The organism is Leclercia sp., assembly GCF_036780805.1.
Taxonomy (GTDB): domain Bacteria; phylum Pseudomonadota; class Gammaproteobacteria; order Enterobacterales; family Enterobacteriaceae; genus Enterobacter.
This window is the reverse complement of the sequence record NZ_DAIQCE010000006.1, coordinates 151,304-166,513: the sequence shown is the minus strand read 5'-3', so window position 1 is coordinate 166,513 and position 15,210 is coordinate 151,304. Positions and strand designations below refer to the sequence as shown.

Below are 15,210 nucleotides of genomic sequence, written 5' to 3'. Positions count from 1 at the left end.
TTGACGCGGGCAATTAATTGCCTCACTCTCAATAGATAAGATCTTAGATACGTCCTGTGGACGGCAACGAACGAGTAGCAAAAAGATGAGTCTGAACCTGGTAAGTGAACATTTGCTGGCAGCGAACGGCCTGAGCCATCAGGACCTGTTTTCCATTCTTGGTCAACTGACCGAACGCCGTCTCGACTACGGCGATCTCTACTTTCAGTCGAGCTATCACGAATCCTGGGTTTTAGAAGACAGCATCATCAAAGATGGCTCTTATAACATCGACCAGGGCGTCGGTGTCCGCGCCGTTAGCGGCGAGAAAACCGGCTTTGCCTATGCGGACCAGATTAGCCTGACTGCCCTGCAGCAGAGCGCGCAGGCGGCACGTACCATCGTGCGCGACAGCGGTGACGGTCGGGTGAAAACTCTGGGCGAAGTGCAGCACTCTGCGCTCTACACCAGCGTCGATCCGCTGCAAAGCATGAGCCGGGAAGAGAAGCTGGACATCCTGCGTCGGGTGGACAAAGTCGCCCGTGCGGAAGACAAGCGCGTGCAGGAAGTGTCGGCCAGCCTGAGCGGTGTGTATGAGCTGATTCTGGTGGCGGCGACCGACGGCACCCTGGCCGCCGACGTGCGTCCGCTGGTCCGTCTCTCCGTCAGCGTGCTGGTAGAAGAGGACGGCAAACGCGAGCGCGGCTCCAGCGGCGGCGGCGGTCGTTTTGGTTATGAATGGTTCCTGAACCCGGTAGACGGCGAAGTGCGTGCCGACGCCTGGGCGAAAGAGGCGGTGCGGATGGCAATGGTCAATCTCTCTGCCGTCGCGGCACCTGCGGGCACCCTGCCGGTGGTACTTGGCGCGGGCTGGCCTGGCGTGCTGCTGCACGAAGCAGTAGGTCACGGTCTGGAAGGCGACTTCAACCGTCGCGGCACCTCGGTCTTCAGCGGCCATATGGGCGAGCTGGTGGCCTCTGAGCTGTGCACCGTAGTGGATGACGGCACCATGACCGATCGCCGTGGTTCTGTCTCCATCGACGACGAAGGGACGCCGGGTCAGTACAACGTGCTGATCGAGAACGGGATCCTGAAAGGCTACATGCAGGACAAACTGAATGCGCGCCTGATGGGTGTGGCACCAACCGGCAACGGCCGTCGTGAATCCTATGCGCACCTGCCAATGCCACGTATGACCAACACCTATATGCTGGCGGGCAAGTCCACGCCGCAGGAGATCATCGAGTCGGTGGAGTATGGCATCTATGCGCCAAACTTCGGCGGCGGCCAGGTGGATATCACCTCCGGCAAATTTGTCTTCTCGACCTCAGAAGCCTATCTGATCGAGAAGGGCAAAGTGACCAAAGCGGTGAAAGGGGCAACCCTGATTGGTTCCGGCATCGAAGCGATGCAGCAGATCTCGATGGTCGGTAACGATCTGAAGCTGGATAACGGCGTCGGTGTCTGTGGCAAAGAGGGCCAGAGCCTGCCGGTAGGCGTCGGTCAGCCGACCCTGAAGGTGGATAACCTGACCGTCGGCGGTACCGCTTAGTTTTACCCTAACCCTCTCCCTGAAAGGGAGAGGGGACTGTCATCACTCCTTCCTTCCCCGCATCTCCTGAAACAGCGCCGCCACCTGCACGAAATAGTCCGTCAGATAGTTAATGCACACCTGCACCTTCAGCGGCAGTTTGTCCTTTTCGGTATAGACCGCATACACCGGGCGCGGATCCGACTGATAGCGCGGGAAGAGGATCTCCAGCTCGCCGCTGTTGATCTCGTTGATCACCCACATCAGCGGGACGTAGGCGATCCCAGCCCCGGCCACCAGCCAGCGGGAAATGGTCATCGGATCGTTGGTGACAAAGCGCCCCTGCGGCAGCAGTTTTGTCGACAGCCCTTCCGGCGCGACCAGTTCAAATTCGTTATCCGGGCGCACGCTGTACTCCAGCCAGGCGTGATTGCTGAGATCCGCCGGTTTCTCCGGGATCCCCGCTCTGGCGAGGTACTTTTTCGCGGCGCATACCACCATCGGCATACTGCCCAGACGGCGGGAGAAGAGGCTGGAGTCCTGCAACGCCCCGACGCGGATCACCACATCCAGCCCATCAGCAATCAGATCCGGGGCAGGAATACCCGTGACCAGGTTGACCGTCAGCCCTGGATACTCCTGCAACATCTCGGCGGTCATTTCAGCCAGGACATTTTGTGCCATAGTTGAAGAGCAGCCGATGCGCAGGGTGCCGATGGGGGTGTTGTTGAAGGCGTAGAGTTGCTCATGCACCGACTGGGCCTCATACAACATCCGCCGACAGCCCTGATAATAGATTTTACCGGCTTCGGTCAGGCCGAGGCTGCGGGTGCTGCGGTTGAGCAGCTTCACCTGGAGGTCATCTTCCAGTTTGGCGACGGTCTGACTGATTGACGAGACGCTCATCTGCAGTTGCCTGGCCGCGGCGGTGAAGGAGCCCAGCTCGACGACTTTGGCAAAAACTGACATCCGTTTTAGACGTTCCATTATTCACTCTGGCTTAAAAGTGATTTAGATCACATATGATAGATAACAGCATAACAGTTACGCTAATATATTATTAATACATTATAGCTACGCCACTCTCGCCCGGCTTTTCTTGCCCCTTCTGCGGTGCCGTATGCTGAATAATTCTTTCGCCTGCTCGCTCTAATCAAGGTCAACATGAGTCTGTTTCCCGTTATCGTGGTGTTCGGATTGTCGTTCCCACCGATATTCTTCGAACTGCTTTTATCACTGGCGATTTTTTGGCTGGTGCGAAAGGTGCTGGCTCCTACCGGGATCTATGATTTCGTCTGGCACCCTGCATTGTTCAATTCCGCGCTGTATTGCTGCCTGTTCTATCTGGTATCGCGCCTGTTTGTTTGAGGTAGATGTGAAAACGCTAACAAGAAAAATCTCCCGTACCGCCATTACCGTGGCGCTGGTTATCCTCGCGTTCATCGCTATTTTTCGCGCGTGGGTTTACTACACCGAGTCGCCCTGGACGCGCGATGCGCGCTTTAGTGCCGACATTGTCGCCATTGCCCCGGACGTGGCGGGGCTGATCACGGCCGTCAATGTGCATGATAACCAGCTGGTGAAAAAGGATCAGGTGCTGTTCACCGTTGACCAGCCGCGCTACCAGAAAGCGCTGGAACAAGCGGAAGCCGATGTCGCCTATTACCAGGCGCTGGCTGCGGAAAAACGCCGCGAGGCGGGGCGCCGTAATCAGCTGGGGGTGCAGGCGATGTCCCGTGAGGAGATCGACCAGTCCAATAACGTGCTGCAAACCGTGCTGCATCAGCTGGCGAAGGCCGAGGCCACCCGCGATCTGGCGAAGCTCGATCTTGAGCGTACAGTGATCCGCGCCCCGTCCGACGGCTGGGTGACCAACCTCAACGTCTACACCGGCGAATTTATTACCCGCGGCTCTACCGCCGTGGCGCTGGTCAAACAGCACTCCTTCTATGTGCTGGCCTATATGGAAGAGACCAAGCTGGAGAGCGTCCGTCCGGGCTATCGGGCGGAGATCACCCCGCTGGGCAGCAATCGTGTTCTGAAAGGGACGGTGGACAGCGTAGCGGCAGGGGTGACCAACTCCAGCGCCACCCGCGACAGCAAAGGGATGGCGACCGTGGATTCCAATCTGGAGTGGGTACGTCTGGCGCAGCGCGTGCCGGTGCGTATACGTCTGGATGAACAGCAGGGCAACCTGTGGCCAGCAGGCACCACCGCCACCGTAGTGATCACCGGCGAGAAAGATCGGGACGCCAGCCATGATTCGCTGTTCCGTAAAATTGCCCACCGTCTGCGCGAGTTTGGTTAATCGCCATGGGCATCTTCTCCATCGCCAACCAGCACCTGCGCTTTGCGATTAAGCTGGCCTTCGCCATCGTGCTGGCGCTGTTCGTTGGCTTTCACTTTCAGCTGGAAACCCCCCGCTGGGCGGTGCTGACCGCGGCGATTGTCGCCGCAGGCCCGGCGTTTGCGGCGGGCGGGGAACCTTACTCCGGGGCAATACGCTATCGCGGGATGCTGCGTATTGTCGGCACCTTTATCGGCTGTATCGCCGCGCTGACCATCGTGATCCTGATGATCCGCACTCCGCTGCTGATGCTGATGGTGTGCTGTATCTGGGCCGGTTTTTGCACCTGGATCTCTTCTCTGGTGCGGGTGGAAAACTCCTACGCCTGGGGCCTTTCCGGCTACACCGCGCTGATCATTATCATCACCATTCAGACCAACCCGCTGCTGGCGCCGCAGTTTGCCGTGGAGCGCTGCAGCGAGATCGTGATGGGGATTGTCTGTGCGATCGTGGCGGATCTGCTCTTCTCCCCCCGCTCTATTAAGCAGGAGGTGGATCGCGAGCTGGATGCGCTGATCGTCGCCCAGTATCAGCTGATGCAGCTGTGCATCAAGCATGGCGACAGTGAAGAGGTCGATAACGCCTGGAGCGCGCTGGTGCGTCGTACCACCGCCCTGGAAGGGATGCGCAGCAACCTCAATATGGAGTCGTCGCGCTGGTCGCGGGCCAACCGCCGCCTGAAGGCGCTCAATACCGTCTCCTTAACCCTGATCACCCAGGCCTGCGAAACCTATCTGATCCAGAACACCCGCCCGGAGGCGATCACCGAGACCTTCCGGGAGCAGTTTGCCACTCCCGTGACCACCGTGCAGGATGTGCATAAACAGCTCAAACGCATGCGGCGAGTCATCGCCTGGACCGGCGAGCGCGACACCCCGGTGACCATCTATACCTGGGTGGGTGCGGCGACGCGCTACCTGCTTCTCAAACGTGGGGTGATCGGCAATACCAAAATCAGCGCCACCGAAGAAGAGGTCCTGCAGGGTGAGGTGGTGGTTAAAGCCGAGTCGGCGGAACGTCACCATGCGATGGTCAACTTCTGGCGTACCACGCTCGCCTGTATGCTCGGCACGTTATTCTGGCTGTGGACCGGCTGGACTTCCGGCAGCGGAGCCATGGTGATGATCGCCGTGGTCACCTCGCTGGCGATGCGTCTGCCGAATCCGCGGATGGTGGCGCTCGATTTTCTGTACGGCACACTGGCAGCTCTGCCGATTGGCGCTTTCTATTTCCTGGTGGTTCTGCCCTCGACCCAGCAAAGCATGCTATTGCTCTGTATCAGCCTTGCGGTGATGGCCTTCTTTATTGGTATCGAAGTACAGAAGCGACGTCTGGGGTCGCTCGGGGCGCTCGCCAGTACCATCAATATTCTGGTGCTGGATAACCCGATGACGTTCCACTTCAGCCAGTTTCTCGACAGCGCGCTGGGGCAGATTGTCGGTTGCTTCCTCGCCATGATGGTCATTCTGCTGGTGCGCGATAACTCGCAGGCCCGCACTGGCCGCGTGCTGCTCAACCAGTTTGTTTCCGCTGCCGTTTCAGCGATGACCACCAACACCGCCCGGCGCAAAGAGAACCATCTCCCCGCACTCTATCAGCAGCTGTTTTTACTGCTGACCAAATTCCCGGGCGACATCGCCAAGTTCCGCCTGGCCCTGACCCTGATCATCGCCCACCAGCGTCTGCGCAATGCGCCGGTGCCGGTGAATGACGATCTCTCGGCGTTTCACCGTCAGCTGCGGCGCACCGCCGATCACGTCATTTCGGCCACCAGCGACGACAAGCGGCGACGCTATTTTGCTCAGCTGCTTGAGGAGCTGGATATCTACCAGGAAAAACTGCGCATCTGGGAGGCGCCGAGACAGGTGACCGAACCGGTGCAGCGGCTGGTAGGGATGCTGCATCGCTACCAGAACGCGCTCACCGACAGCTAATCCTCCTGAAAACCGACGCCGTAAGCGTCGGTTTTTTTGTGACTATACTTATTCGGGCAAGTACTTAAACCCAGAATGGGAGGATACATGACTACCCAGGCTCTCCAGGACAGTGCGCTATTTCAGACAGGATATCTGGTTGATGGCGTATGGAAAACGCTCGACACCACATTTGATGTACTTAACCCGGCCACCGGTGAAGTGATTGCCAGAGTGGCAAAAGCGGGCACCAAAGAGACCGAAGAGGCCATCGCCGCCGCCAGCCGTGCTTTCCCGGCGTGGCGGGCCAGAACCGCAAAAGAGCGCTCGACCATCCTCTATCGCTGGTATGAATTAATCATTGAAAACAAGCAGTGGCTTGGACAACTGATGACCACCGAACAGGGCAAACCGCTTAAAGAGGCGGAAGGCGAGGTGGAATACGCGGCCAGCTTTATTCAGTGGTTCGCCGAGCAGGCCAAACGCGCCAACGGTGAAATCATTCCCCCGGTTAAACCCGGCTCCCGTATTCTGGCCACCCGTGAACCGATTGGCGTGGTCGCGGCCATCACGCCGTGGAATTTCCCGATGGCGATGCTGACCCGCAAGCTGGGTCCGGCACTGGCCGCAGGCTGTACCGGCGTGATCAAACCGGCCAACAACACACCGCTCAGCGCCTTTGCGCTGCTGACCCTTGCCAAAAAAGCGGGCGTCCCGGACGGCGTGCTTAACGCGGTGGCGGGTAACACCTCTGAGATAAGCGATGCGATCATGGCCAGCCATGAGGTGCGCAAAATCTCCTTTACCGGCTCGACGGCGGTCGGCAAAACGCTGATGCGCAATGCCGCCGAAACCATGAAAAAAGTCTCGATGGAGCTGGGCGGCAATGCACCTTATATCGTCTTTGACGATGCCGATATTGATGCCGCGGTAAAAGGGGCCATCGCCAATAAATTCCGCAATGCGGGCCAGGTCTGCGTCAGCGTCAACCGCTTCTATATTCAGGAGTCGGTGTATGACGCTTTCGTCAGCCAGCTTGCCGCCGCCGTCAATGCCTTAAAAGTGGGTAACGGCCTGCAGGAGGGCACCGTTGTCGGGCCGCTGATTGAGCCTTCCGCAGTGAAAAAAGTACGCGAGCATGTCGAAGACGCGGTCGCCAAAGGGGCGAGGGTACTGGCAGGCGGTAAAGCGCACGATCTGGGTGGCAACTTCTGGCAACCAACGGTACTGGGCGATTGCCATGAAGGGATGGCTCTGGCCAGCGAAGAGACCTTTGGGCCCGTTGCAGCCTGCTTCCGTTTTACCTCTGAAGAGGAGGTGATTCAGCGCGCCAATAATACGCCCTTTGGCCTGGCCGCCTATTTCTATACCCAGAATCTGCAGCGGGTGTTCCGCGTCTCGCAGGCTATTGAGAGCGGCATGATCGGGATTAATGAATGCGCGGTCTCCACCGAGCTGGGGCCGTTTGGCGGGGTGAAAGAGTCGGGGCTGGGGCGTGAAGGCTCAGTCCTGGGACTGGAGGAGTTCCTGGAAGTGAAAACCCTGCATATCGGGGGATTATAATCGGCAGGGCGGCATCAGCCGCCCGCCTGGACGGGGTGGCGGGAAGATGAATATTTATACGTTTGATTTTGATGAAATCGACAGTCAGGAAGACTTTTACCGTGAGTTTTCACGTACCTTTGGCATCGCGCGGGAGAGCGTGACAGACCTGGATTCTCTGTGGGAGATCGTGATCGGCAGCCAGCTGCCGCTGCCGCTTGAAATCGAGTTTACCCATTTGCCGGAAAAGCTGCGCAGACGCTTTGGCGCGCTGATCCTGCTGTTTGATGAGGCGGAAGAGGAGCTGGAAGGCCAGATCCGCTTTAACGTTCGTCCGTAAAAAGGCAAAAAAAAGCCCCTGCGAGGCAGGGGCAAGTCGTATATCAATACGACGAGGGTTTATTTGTACAGTTCGGCCGTGGCATGCCAGTGGTCGCCTGTATTTAACTCGGTAATGCGATAGCTGCTGGCGCCCGCTTTTTCAGCTTTTGCTGCCAGGGCCTGACGAACATCCATTGGCGAACCGGCAACTTCGCTGACGCCTACGCTACCCAGTGATTGCAGACCTTGTGCTTGCTCCGCGTTAACCTGATGCACAGCTGCGCTGGCACCGAATGAGAGAACGGAAGCTAAACCCAGGGTGGCGATGATTAATTTAGTGTTCATAGTCTTTACTCCTTACTTACAGGGCACGTTCAACGGCGAGAAGGGTTGTGCTGCTATTTTTATGCCTGGTGTCGTTGAACTGAGATAACGGGTATATCGGATAGTGCTCGGTACGACTTATTTGTACAGCTCAGCAGTAGCATGCCAGTGGTCACCGGTACGCGCTTCGATAACGCGATAGGATGAGGCACCCTGTTCCTGCGCTTTTTTGTTCAGCATCTGATTCATGTCCATCGGAGAAGTCCCGACAGCACCGATGGAAACAGTACCGATAGATTCACGGGACTGGGCCTGGTCGGTGTTAATGGAATCGGCAGCAAAGGCACCGAAAGACAGAGCAGACAGAACGCTTAGGGTGGCTACGGTAGTTTTGATTTTCATGATTCTCTTCCTCGTCATATTCTTTACTGGGGTCTTCGTTTCGTGACCCTCATCACAAAATCAAGTATACACTAATAACGGCAAAAATTAATACCATGCTAATTGTTTCTCGTGAAATTACGTATTAAGCAAATGAAGTTTTATAACAGAAGGGAATAAAAAAGCGGGGGTCGGACGCAAAATGCGCACCTATTTCCATAAAAATCATAAATATATGACAATTTGATTATTCGTGCGATCGTGGAGAGAATCATCCGCTGCATGAATGAATTGAAGCCAGAAAACGCACTATTTGTTAAATCGCAGATAACAGAATGTAAGGAAAAACGAGGCGGGAGCCGAAGATTCCCCGCTGCGAGAGGCAGCAGGGAAGAGGATCAGAGTTCCTGTTCGAACAGGACCAGAATGGCTTCATAGAGGTCTTTCACCGAGAAACCATTGGCCGGGGTGGTGAAAATAGTATCGTCACCGGCGATGGTGCCGAGAATACCTTCTGCTTTCCCGAGCGAGTCGAGCAGACGCGCAATCAGCTGGGCAGCGCCCGGGCTGGTGTGGATCACCACCACCGCATCGTTATAGTCGATATCCAGCACCAGATTCTTCAGCGGGCTCGAGGTTGTCGGTACGCCCAGTTCAGCAGGCAGACAGTAAACCATCTCCATTTTGGCGTTGCGGGTACGCACTGCGCCAAACTTGGTTAACATGCGGGAGACTTTCGACTGGTTGATATTTTCGAAGCCTTCTTCCTGTAAGGCCTGGACGATCTCACCCTGAGAACTAAACTTTTCTTCTTTAAGCAGCGCTTTAAACGCCTTAACCAATTCTTCTTGTTTAGAAGAGATTCGCATAAATCACCCGAAATATAGCGGTAGAAACAACATTATTATGCACATGGATGAATTTTTATGCAAACTATCTGCCCAATCTTAGGCTGAAATAATGTTATGAAAGGGAGTGATTTTATCAAAATTCGTTATCAAGGAACATGCCTGCGTCACGCCTCGCAAATAAGCTTAAAAGTAAATTAAATGTTATCAAATTGATGTTGTTTTGGTGGCTGGCGAGGGTGTATTGTAACCCCCTCTTGATTCGTTGCTTAGTTATCGCATAACGCCCGATAGCCTTCCGGCAGAAGCGAAAAGCGCGTGACCGCTAATTCTCAAACTATGAAGATTGTAATTATTGATCTGCTGAATTAAGGTCGCCGCGACGGAGTAACAGAAAGTTAGCTCACCATAATAAGGAGTTTAGGATGAAAGTCGCAGTCCTCGGCGCTGCTGGCGGTATCGGCCAGGCGCTTGCCCTACTACTGAAAACTCAGCTGCCTGCAGGCTCAGAACTCTCTCTGTACGACATCGCCCCGGTAACCCCTGGTGTGGCGGTTGACCTGAGCCACATCCCGACGGCTGTCAAAATCAAAGGCTTCTCCGGTGAAGATGCGCGCCCGGCGCTCGAAGGTGCAGACGTTGTGCTGATCTCCGCAGGCGTGGCGCGTAAGCCAGGCATGGATCGTTCCGACCTGTTCAACGTGAATGCCGGTATCGTTAAGAACCTGATTCAGCAGGTCGCGACGACCTGTCCGAAAGCCTGCATCGGTATCATCACTAACCCGGTTAACACCACTGTGGCTATCGCAGCAGAAGTGCTGAAAAAAGCGGGTGTGTATGACAAGAACAAACTGTTTGGCGTGACCACGCTGGACATCATCCGCTCCAACACCTTTGTGGCGGAACTGAAAGGCAAGCAGCCAACCGAGCTGGAAGTACCGGTAATCGGTGGCCACTCTGGCGTGACCATTCTGCCACTGCTGTCCCAGATCCCAGGCGTGAGCTTCACCGAGCAGGAAGTAGCTGACCTGACCAAACGCATCCAGAACGCTGGCACCGAAGTGGTGGAAGCGAAGGCGGGTGGCGGATCTGCAACCCTCTCTATGGGTCAGGCTGCAGCACGTTTCGGTCTGTCTCTGGTGCGCGCCCTGCAGGGCGAGCAAGGCGTGGTGGAATGTGCGTACGTTGAAGGCGACGGCGAACATGCACGCTTCTTCTCTCAGCCGCTGCTGCTGGGTAAAAACGGTATCGAAGAGCGTAAATCCATCGGCACCCTGAGCGCGTTTGAGCAGCAGGCAATGGCCGGCATGCTGGACACGCTGAAGAACGATATCGTGCTGGGCGAAGAGTTCGTTAACAAGTAAGCGACTCACTTCCCGTCAGGGTAATAAAAAAACCGGAGCATCGACTCCGGTTTTTTTATGTTTGCAAACTTAGTTGGTGGCCGGGTATTCCTGAATGGTCACCTGCAGCGTCAGTTTCTTATCATCCCGCATCACTTCCACCGGAATGATCGAGCCAGGCCTGATTTCAGCCACCTGATCCATGGTCTCCAGGGCCGATATCGCCGGTTTCCCGTTCACCGAGACGATAACGTCGTTAACCTTCATACCCGCTTCCGCAGCCGGACCGCCAGGAGTCACTTCGTTCACCACAATCCCCTGAATCTGGTCGATGCCGCCACCCTGGGTATGCAGCGGAGCAATCTCACGCCCGCCAATGCCAATGTAGCCGCGGATCACCCGTCCGTCGCGAATGAGCTTATCCATAATCTTGTTGGCCAGCTGGAACGGAATGGCGAAGCCGATGCCTTCGGGCGTTTCCCCGTCGTTGCTCTTATCAAACGAGAGGGTGTTGATGCCCATCAGTTCGCCCAGCGAGTTCACCAGCGCGCCGCCGGAGTTGCCGTGGTTAATGGAGGCATCCGTCTGCAGGAAGTTCTGCCGGCCGGATGGATTCAGGCCGATACGACCCGTCGCGCTGATAATCCCCTGGGTAATGGTCTGCCCGAGGTTATAGGGGTTACCGATCGCCAGCACCACGTCGCCGATGTGCGGGGTACGCTTACGGTTGATGGGAATGACGGGCAGGCCGCCCGTGGCGGTGATTTTGAGGACCGCCAGATCCGTCAGGCTGTCAGAGCCGACCAGCAGGGCTTCAAAGACGCGGCCATCCTGCAGCGCAACGATGATCTGATCTGCATCGTTGATCACATGTTTATTGGTGATGATGTAGCCGCGTTCATCCATGATCACCCCGGAGCCCAGGGTGCGGATCTCCAGCTGATTATGGCTGGTGCTGTTCAGCCCACGGTTATAGACGTTAACCACCGCAGGGGCGGCGCGGCGTACTGCCTGATTGTAACTGGCAGGTGTTTCATCTGCGCTGTCAAACTGCGGCGCAGCCAGCTGATTGAACTGACGTAAAGAGGGCATCGCGGCCAGTAACAGGCCACCTACAACCAGGCCGATAGCGACCGAACGAATGAGCTTTAAAACCATGATACGGGCGTCGTTAAGGGAAGATCGCAAGCAGCATAGCATGACTTATCCGGACATCACACGTGGCGATGTCCGGACGGGTACAGGCTTAACGCAGCAGAATATAGAGCGTGTCGTTGCCGCGCACGATCTGCAGGGCAATAACGGTAGGTTTGCCTTCCAGCACTTTGCGCATTTCGGCAATAGATTGTACGCGCACGCGGTTTACCCCGATGATCACGTCATTCTCATGCAGACCGGCCTGCGCGGCAGGACTGCTCTTCTCGACGCTGTCGAGGGTGATGCCTTTGGTGCCGTCTTTTAACTGCCCGTCGCTCAAGGTCGCCCCTTGCAGCGCCGGGGCAATCATCTCTGCGCTGGCCGATGATGAGGTGCTTTTATCCAGCGTAACCTGCAGATCCATCGGTTTGCCGTCACGCAAAATGCCAAGCTTAACCGTGGCGCCCGGCTCCGTGGTGGCGATGCGCGAGCGCAGCTCGGCAAAGCTGCTTAGCGGTTTATCATTCAGGCTGACGATCACGTCCCCTGATTTCACGCCCGCTTTTGCCGAGCCCGAATTCGGCAACACTTCGCTGACGAAGGCGCCGCGCTGCACGTTCAGGTTGAACGCTTTGGCAATATCGGCGCTCATTTCGGTGCCTTTAATGCCCAACAGGCCGCGCTTCACTTCGCCAAAATCAATCAGCTGCTGCGCCAGCGTGCGGGCCATGTTGCTGGGGATGGCAAAACCAATCCCCACGCTGCCGCCGCCGGGAGCCAGAATCGCGGTGTTAATGCCGATCAGCTCTCCGTTCAGGTTCAGCAGCGCGCCGCCGGAGTTACCGCGGTTAATGGAGGCGTCGGTCTGGATAAAGTTTTCCAGCCCTTCGAGGTTCAGGCCACTGCGACCCAGCGCGGAGATGATGCCGGAGGTGGCCGTCTGGCCCAGACCAAAGGGGTTACCTACCGCGACGGCGAAATCCCCGACGCGCAGCTTGTCGGAATCGGCGATGGCGATTTGCGTCAGGCCGGTTGGGTTCTGTAGCTGCAGCAGGGCGATATCGCTCTGATCGTCGCCACCAATTAGCTTAGCCTCGAACTCCCGACCGTCGTTCATCTGGACGCTGATTTTATCGGCATGGCTGATGACGTGGTTGTTGGTCAGGACATAGCCTTTCGCAGCATCAATCACCACGCCGGAGCCCAGCCCTTCAAAAGGTTGGGCCTGCTGGTCAGGGGCATCATCGCCAAAATACTTTTTCAGCTCTTCCGGGATGCGCTGGCTCTGCACCGCGGTGCCTTCGACCTGCACGCTTACCACTGCGGGCAGGACTTTTTCCAGCATCGGTGCAAGGCTCGGGAGCGCCGCCTGGCCCGGGATCTGCGAAGGGATTGCGGCCGCCGTCGGCCAAGATGCCGACAGCGATAATCCGATACTTAATGCTAACGCGCTCAACAGCTGATTTTTTTTGTTCATTTATGCTGGCTCTCGCAACCTGGAATGGAAGAATAACGGCCCTGAAACAGTCTGATGTTATTGAATTTTAAAACGCTGAACAATGAGGTGTTTGACTAAATAATAGCTGGGGTCAGGAAGAAAGGACGGGCGCAATGACTGCGCCCGTAAAATTTATTTGTGATGTGCGATTAATCGCGCTTTGCGCCACCGCGCAGCAGGCCGGATGCGCCTTCGGAGTAGTCACGCGGCATCTGTACCGGTGCCTGATCGTTGCTGGCTTCGGACTCCGCCAGACGGTTGCGGAACGGATTGTTCTCTGCGCTCATCTCCGGCAGCAGGCTGCTGGAGCTTTTCGCCATGTGCTGATAAAGCTTACGGTAATCATGGGCCATGTTGTCCAGCAGCTCGGCGCTCTGGGCAAAGTGGTTTACCAGCTCTTCGCGATACTCGTCCAGTTCAGCTTTGTTCTTTTCCAGTTCGTACTGCAAAGCCTGTTGCTGGCGCAATTTGCGATTTCCAAAACGCATGGCCACGGCGCCAATAGCGATGCCGACGACTAAACCAATTAGCGCATATTCCCAGGTCATGAACTTCTCCCGTTGTCTTGTGGTTCCGTAGGGTGTTGGCTCGGCTTCATGCCTGTGCCTGATTATGCCACTATAACCGCTATTTCCTTAGAAGTGGAATCCCACCGCATCATCGCGTACTGTAGAACGGCCTTTTTTTCGCCAACTGAACAGGCTGGCGGGTATTAATTGAAGGAATAACAATAAGATCATGCAAAGCCTTTCCCCAACATCGCGTTACCAACAGGCCCTGAATGAGGGCTCCCACCAGCCAGATGATGTACAGCGTGAAGCGGTAAGACGTCTGGACAGCATCTGGCAGGCGCTGACCACCCAGCCGGCCGAAGCCAACCCTGCGGGAGGTCTCAAGGCCGCATTTGGGCGACTGCTGGGTAAGAAAGCGCCGCAAAGCGTCACGCCGGTACGCGGCTTATATATGTGGGGCGGGGTAGGGCGCGGCAAAACCTGGCTGATGGATCTGTTTTACCAGAGCCTGCCGGGAACGCGTAAGCAGCGCCTGCATTTTCACCGTTTTATGCTGCGGGTACATGAAGAGCTGACGGCCCTGCAGGGGCAGAGCGATCCGCTGGATATCGTTGCCGAGCGTTTCAAAGCCGAAACCGACGTACTGTGCTTCGACGAATTTTTTGTCTCTGATATTACCGACGCCATGCTGCTGGGCGGGCTGATGAAAGCGCTGTTTGCCCGCGGGATTACGCTGGTGGCGACCTCCAACATTCCACCGGATGAGCTGTACCGCAACGGTCTGCAACGCGCCCGCTTCCTGCCCGCTATTGATGCGATAAAAGAGCATTGCGACATTATGAATGTCGATGCCGGTGTCGACTATCGCCTGCGGACCCTGACCCAGGCCCATCTGTGGATCTCGCCGTTAAACGACGACACGCAACGCCAGATGGACAAGCTGTGGCTGGCGCTGGCGGGGGCCGAACGTGATAACGCCGACGTGCTGGAGGTGAACCATCGCCCGCTGCAAACCCTGGGCGTCGTCAATCAAACCCTCGCCGTGTCGTTTGCGACCCTGTGTGTCGATGCCCGCAGCCAGCACGACTATATTGCGCTCTCGCGCCTGTTCCACACGGTGATGCTGTTCGATGTGCCGGTGATGACCACGCTGATGGAGAGCGAGGCCCGACGCTTTATCGCGCTGGTCGATGAGTTTTATGAGCGCCACGTCAAGCTGGTGGTAAGCGCCGCCGTGCCTTTATATGAGATCTATCAGGGAGAGCGGCTGAAGTTTGAGTTCCAGCGCTGCCTGTCGCGCCTGCAGGAGATGCAAAGCGAAGAGTACCTGAAGCGCGAACATATGCCGTAATAAATGCCACCCTCTCCCCGTGGGAGAGGGGCTGGGGGTGAGGGCACCAGACCGCCCTGTTCCCCGTGGGAGAGGGCCGGGGTGAGGGTAACAGACCGCACTTCCCAACCTTCCGGAAAAACCCGCGTCAAATCACAATTAGGGGTCGACCTTTACCCCTGACTTCTCTATAATCTTGCGACC

The 15,210-nt window shown here is 56.6% G+C and carries 15 protein-coding genes; 8 read left to right on the top strand and 7 right to left on the bottom strand.

The window, feature by feature from the left end; genetic code table 11:
- The first annotated feature begins 85 nt into the window (after positions 1-85).
- Positions 86-1,531: a metalloprotease TldD gene (tldD, locus tag V7Q49_RS16035; protein ID WP_333853495.1), complete on the top strand. Its 1,446-nt coding sequence runs from the start codon at positions 86-88 to the stop codon at positions 1,529-1,531.
- 42 nt (positions 1,532-1,573) lie between these two features.
- On the opposite strand, the gene aaeR is transcribed toward tldD, so the two are convergent.
- The gene (gene aaeR, locus V7Q49_RS16030; protein ID WP_333853493.1) at positions 1,574-2,497 is read right to left on the bottom strand and encodes an HTH-type transcriptional activator AaeR; all 924 of its coding nucleotides are present in this window, start codon (positions 2,495-2,497) and stop codon (positions 1,574-1,576) included.
- A 177-nt stretch (positions 2,498-2,674) separates the two neighbouring features.
- Between aaeR and aaeX the strand changes: the two genes are divergently transcribed.
- From aaeX to V7Q49_RS16005, 5 genes are all read left to right on the top strand, one after another.
- Positions 2,675-2,878, top strand: a complete 204-nt coding sequence (gene aaeX, locus V7Q49_RS16025) for a p-hydroxybenzoic acid efflux pump operon protein AaeX (RefSeq protein ID WP_032614553.1) — start codon at positions 2,675-2,677, stop codon at positions 2,876-2,878.
- Between the two features lie 7 nt (positions 2,879-2,885).
- Positions 2,886-3,818 carry a p-hydroxybenzoic acid efflux pump subunit AaeA gene (aaeA, locus tag V7Q49_RS16020; protein ID WP_333853490.1) on the top strand — a complete coding sequence of 311 codons (933 nt, stop codon included), beginning with the start codon at positions 2,886-2,888 and terminating at the stop codon, positions 3,816-3,818.
- A gap of 5 nt (positions 3,819-3,823) precedes the next feature.
- Entirely contained in the window at positions 3,824-5,791 is a 1,968-nt protein-coding gene (gene aaeB, locus V7Q49_RS16015) for a p-hydroxybenzoic acid efflux pump subunit AaeB (RefSeq protein ID WP_333853488.1), read from the top strand.
- A gap of 87 nt (positions 5,792-5,878) precedes the next feature.
- Positions 5,879-7,333 (top strand): NAD-dependent succinate-semialdehyde dehydrogenase, encoded by a 1,455-nt coding sequence (locus tag V7Q49_RS16010; protein WP_333853486.1) that lies wholly within the window; start codon positions 5,879-5,881, stop codon positions 7,331-7,333.
- A gap of 46 nt (positions 7,334-7,379) precedes the next feature.
- A complete protein-coding gene (locus V7Q49_RS16005; RefSeq protein WP_333853484.1) occupies positions 7,380-7,652 on the top strand; it encodes a barstar family protein in 273 nt (90 codons plus the stop codon).
- 59 nt (positions 7,653-7,711) lie between these two features.
- Here V7Q49_RS16005 and yhcN (V7Q49_RS16000) read toward each other — a convergent pair whose 3' ends face one another.
- The 3 genes from yhcN (V7Q49_RS16000) to argR form a co-directional block, all read right to left on the bottom strand.
- On the bottom strand, positions 7,712-7,978 hold the full coding sequence (gene yhcN / locus V7Q49_RS16000; protein WP_333853482.1) for a peroxide/acid stress response protein YhcN: 267 nt from the start codon (positions 7,976-7,978) through the stop codon (positions 7,712-7,714).
- A 117-nt stretch (positions 7,979-8,095) separates the two neighbouring features.
- Complete coding sequence (gene yhcN / locus V7Q49_RS15995; protein WP_333853480.1) at positions 8,096-8,359, bottom strand: peroxide/acid stress response protein YhcN; 264 nt, start codon at positions 8,357-8,359, stop codon at positions 8,096-8,098.
- A 377-nt stretch (positions 8,360-8,736) separates the two neighbouring features.
- Positions 8,737-9,207: a transcriptional regulator ArgR gene (gene argR / locus V7Q49_RS15990; protein ID WP_032614540.1), complete on the bottom strand. Its 471-nt coding sequence runs from the start codon at positions 9,205-9,207 to the stop codon at positions 8,737-8,739.
- 404 nt (positions 9,208-9,611) lie between these two features.
- Here argR and mdh point away from each other — a divergent pair, with 404 nt between their 5' ends.
- The gene (gene mdh, locus V7Q49_RS15985) at positions 9,612-10,550 is read left to right on the top strand and encodes a malate dehydrogenase (protein WP_032614538.1); all 939 of its coding nucleotides are present in this window, start codon (positions 9,612-9,614) and stop codon (positions 10,548-10,550) included.
- Positions 10,551-10,619: 69 nt separating this feature from the next.
- Here mdh and degS read toward each other — a convergent pair whose 3' ends face one another.
- From degS to zapG, 3 genes are all read right to left on the bottom strand, one after another.
- Complete coding sequence (degS, locus tag V7Q49_RS15980; RefSeq protein ID WP_333853478.1) at positions 10,620-11,687, bottom strand: outer membrane-stress sensor serine endopeptidase DegS; 1,068 nt, start codon at positions 11,685-11,687, stop codon at positions 10,620-10,622.
- A gap of 88 nt (positions 11,688-11,775) precedes the next feature.
- The gene (gene degQ, locus V7Q49_RS15975) at positions 11,776-13,143 is read right to left on the bottom strand and encodes a serine endoprotease DegQ (RefSeq protein ID WP_333853476.1); all 1,368 of its coding nucleotides are present in this window, start codon (positions 13,141-13,143) and stop codon (positions 11,776-11,778) included.
- 170 nt (positions 13,144-13,313) lie between these two features.
- A complete protein-coding gene (gene zapG, locus V7Q49_RS15970; protein ID WP_333853474.1) occupies positions 13,314-13,712 on the bottom strand; it encodes a Z-ring associated protein ZapG in 399 nt (132 codons plus the stop codon).
- 190 nt (positions 13,713-13,902) lie between these two features.
- Here zapG and zapE point away from each other — a divergent pair, with 190 nt between their 5' ends.
- Positions 13,903-15,027, top strand: coding sequence for a cell division protein ZapE (gene zapE / locus V7Q49_RS15965; protein ID WP_333853472.1), 1,125 nt, complete (start codon positions 13,903-13,905; stop codon positions 15,025-15,027).
- Positions 15,028-15,210: the final 183 nt, after the last annotated feature.

Bases quoted from the DNA above. Each gene is read 5' to 3' on its own strand.
- tldD (WP_333853495.1), top strand. From the start codon at position 86: ATGAGTCTGAACCTGGTAAGTGAACATTTGCTGGCAGCGAACGGCCTG.
- aaeR (WP_333853493.1), bottom strand. From the start codon at position 2,497: ATGGAACGTCTAAAACGGATGTCAGTTTTTGCCAAAGTCGTCGAGCTG.
- aaeX (WP_032614553.1), top strand. From the start codon at position 2,675: ATGAGTCTGTTTCCCGTTATCGTGGTGTTCGGATTGTCGTTCCCACCG.
- aaeB (WP_333853488.1), top strand. From the start codon at position 3,824: ATGGGCATCTTCTCCATCGCCAACCAGCACCTGCGCTTTGCGATTAAG.
- V7Q49_RS16010 (WP_333853486.1), top strand. From the start codon at position 5,879: ATGACTACCCAGGCTCTCCAGGACAGTGCGCTATTTCAGACAGGATAT.
- V7Q49_RS16005 (WP_333853484.1), top strand. From the start codon at position 7,380: ATGAATATTTATACGTTTGATTTTGATGAAATCGACAGTCAGGAAGAC.
- yhcN (WP_333853482.1), bottom strand. From the start codon at position 7,978: ATGAACACTAAATTAATCATCGCCACCCTGGGTTTAGCTTCCGTTCTC.
- yhcN (WP_333853480.1), bottom strand. From the start codon at position 8,359: ATGAAAATCAAAACTACCGTAGCCACCCTAAGCGTTCTGTCTGCTCTG.
- argR (WP_032614540.1), bottom strand. From the start codon at position 9,207: ATGCGAATCTCTTCTAAACAAGAAGAATTGGTTAAGGCGTTTAAAGCG.
- mdh (WP_032614538.1), top strand. From the start codon at position 9,612: ATGAAAGTCGCAGTCCTCGGCGCTGCTGGCGGTATCGGCCAGGCGCTT.
- degS (WP_333853478.1), bottom strand. From the start codon at position 11,687: ATGGTTTTAAAGCTCATTCGTTCGGTCGCTATCGGCCTGGTTGTAGGT.
- degQ (WP_333853476.1), bottom strand. From the start codon at position 13,143: ATGAACAAAAAAAATCAGCTGTTGAGCGCGTTAGCATTAAGTATCGGA.
- zapG (WP_333853474.1), bottom strand. From the start codon at position 13,712: ATGACCTGGGAATATGCGCTAATTGGTTTAGTCGTCGGCATCGCTATT.
- zapE (WP_333853472.1), top strand. From the start codon at position 13,903: ATGCAAAGCCTTTCCCCAACATCGCGTTACCAACAGGCCCTGAATGAG.